The sequence below is a fragment of the Terriglobales bacterium genome, assembly GCA_035937135.1.
Classification (GTDB): Bacteria; Acidobacteriota; Terriglobia; order Terriglobales; family Acidobacteriaceae; genus DASYVL01.
Genome location: DASYVL010000140.1, coordinates 1 through 2,334, shown reverse-complemented (window position 1 = coordinate 2,334; position 2,334 = coordinate 1). Strand labels below are relative to the sequence as shown.

Below are 2,334 nucleotides of genomic sequence, written 5' to 3'. Positions count from 1 at the left end.
CGGCGCGCGGCGCAGCTGGAAACCACCGGGAACGACTCCAGCACCAGGGCACAGACCTTGGGCAGCAGCTCCTTCAGGTCAAGCACCGACGCAGTTTGCTTGGCCAGGGCGTTGATGGTTTCCAGCTGCGCCGCGCGCCGCTGCTCCAGCGAATGCAGCCGGGCGTTCTCGATGGCGATGGAGGCCTGGGTGGAGAACAGCGTCAGCAGGTCCACCGTCTCGTCGCTGAAAAAGTTGGAATGCTCGCTCTGGAAGTCGAGCACGCCCACCACGTTGTCGCGCACCATCAGCGGGATGGCCAGCTCGGAGCGGGTGGCGGCGAAGACGGGAATGTAGCGCGGCTCCCGGCTGACATCGGGTGCATAGACGGGACGGCGCAGCTTGGCCGCCGCGCCCGTCAGTCCGCTGCCCGCGGGGACGGGGGCGGCTACCATCTCCTCGGGCCGACCGAAGCTGCTGCGCAGCTTGAGTTCCCGGGTCTCGGGGTCGAGCAGGTAGATGGCGCCGTTCTCCAGGCGGAACTGGTCGCGCACGATGGCCAGGATGCGTTGTAGCACCTCGTCCAGATCGAAGGTGGAGAGCACCGCCTGGCTGGCGTCGTAAAGGATGGCAAGCTTTTCCATAAAGCAAACGTGCGATTCTAGCGCCAACCGGAGGCAAAGGCGAGTCAGGCAATTTACAATCTGGCAGCGGAAAGCGGAAGCGCTGCCATGCTGGAGCTGCAAACTCAGGTCAAGTACGCCAAGGGCGTAGGCCCGCGGGTCGCCGAGTGGCTGGCGGCCAAGGGCATCGCCACCGTCGAGGACTTGCTCTACTACCTGCCCTTCCGCTACGAGGACCGGCTCAACCCGCGCGGCATCGCGGAGCTCGAGCCGGGCGAGATGGCCACCGTCCTCGCCGAGGTGCGCGGCTCCGGCCTGTTCCGCACCAAGCGCATGCCCATCTTCCAGATGACCGCCGCCCAGGGCACCGCTTCCATCAAGTGCCTGTGGTTCCACGCCACCTACCTCAAGGACAAGTTCCAGCCCGGTCAGACGGTGGCGCTCTACGGCCGGGTGGAGGTGGACAAGCGCAAGCGCGGCGGGCTGCAACTGATCCAGCCGCAGTTCGAGATCCTGACCGACCCCGCGGACTCCGAAGCAGAAGCAGAAGACGCGGCGGAGCGTGCCCTGGCAGCGTCGCTCGAGGTGGGGCGCATCGTTCCCATCTACGAGTCGGCGGCGCAGGGCAAGCTGACCTCGCGCTGGTTCCGCCGCGTCATCCGCGGCGCGCTCGCGGCCCTGGCACCCGAGATCCCGGACGGCGTTCCCCCGGCGGTGCGCGCGCGGCTGGAGTTGCTTCCCCGGCGGCAGGCCTTCGAGCGGGCACACTGGCCTCCGCCAGAAGTACGCTTCGAGGACCTGCAAGAGGCGCGCACCCCGGCGCACCGCCGCCTGATCTTCGAAGAACTGTTCTTCCTGGAAGTGGGGCTGGAGCTCAAGCGCCGGCGGCTGCGTGCCCAACCCGGCCTCGCCTTCCGCCTGGACGACCGGGTGCGCTCGGCCATCAAGCGCATCCTTCCTTTCCATCCCACGGAAGCGCAGAAGCGGGTGCTGGGCGAGATTTCCGCCGACATGCGCGAAGCGCGCCCCATGCGGCGGATGCTGCAGGGCGACGTCGGCTCCGGCAAGACGCTGGTGGCACTGGAAGCCGCCATCATCGCCATCGAGAACGGCTATCAGGCGGCGCTCATGGCGCCCACGGAGATCCTGGCGACGCAGCATTACCTCTCCGCGCGGCAGATCCTGGAGCCGGCGGGCTATCGCATCGTGCTCTTGACCGGGTCGCTCGAGCCGGAGCGCAAGCGCGACATCCGCCGCCACATCGCCCGCGGCGACGTGCAGCTGGTGATCGGCACCCATGCCCTCATCGAGGAAAAAGTCGAGTTCGCCCGCCTCGGCCTGGTGGTGGTGGACGAGCAGCACCGCTTCGGAGTCCTGCAGCGCCTGCGCCTGATGAAGAAAACGGCGGAACCAGGTGAGCGCGGAGCGAGCGCCGGAATAGCGCGAGCAAAGCGCGAGGGCGAAGCAGGCGCAGCCGTTGCGGAGCCCTCTAACAAAGAACCGGACGTACTGGTGATGACGGCTACGCCCATCCCCCGCACCCTGGCGCTCACCCTCTACGGCGACCTCGACGTCAGCCTGCTCGACGAGCTGCCGCCGGGCCGCACGCCCATCGTCACCCGGCGCGTCTCCGACGAGCGCTCCGCCGAGGTCTTCGACTTCGCCCGCAAGCAGGTGAAGGCCGGGCACCAGGTGTACGTCGTCTATCCCGTGATCGAGGAGAAGGAAGAGG

General features: G+C 67.7%; 2 protein-coding genes. One reads left to right on the top strand and one right to left on the bottom strand.

The window, feature by feature from the left end; genetic code table 11:
• On the bottom strand, positions 1-623 hold a 623-nt coding region (locus tag VGQ94_08575), incomplete at its 3' end, for a GAF domain-containing protein (protein HEV2022571.1).
• Positions 624-710: 87 nt separating this feature from the next.
• On the opposite strand from VGQ94_08575, the gene VGQ94_08570 reads away from it, so the two are divergent.
• On the top strand, positions 711-2,334 hold a 1,624-nt coding region (locus VGQ94_08570; protein HEV2022570.1), incomplete at its 3' end, for an ATP-dependent DNA helicase RecG.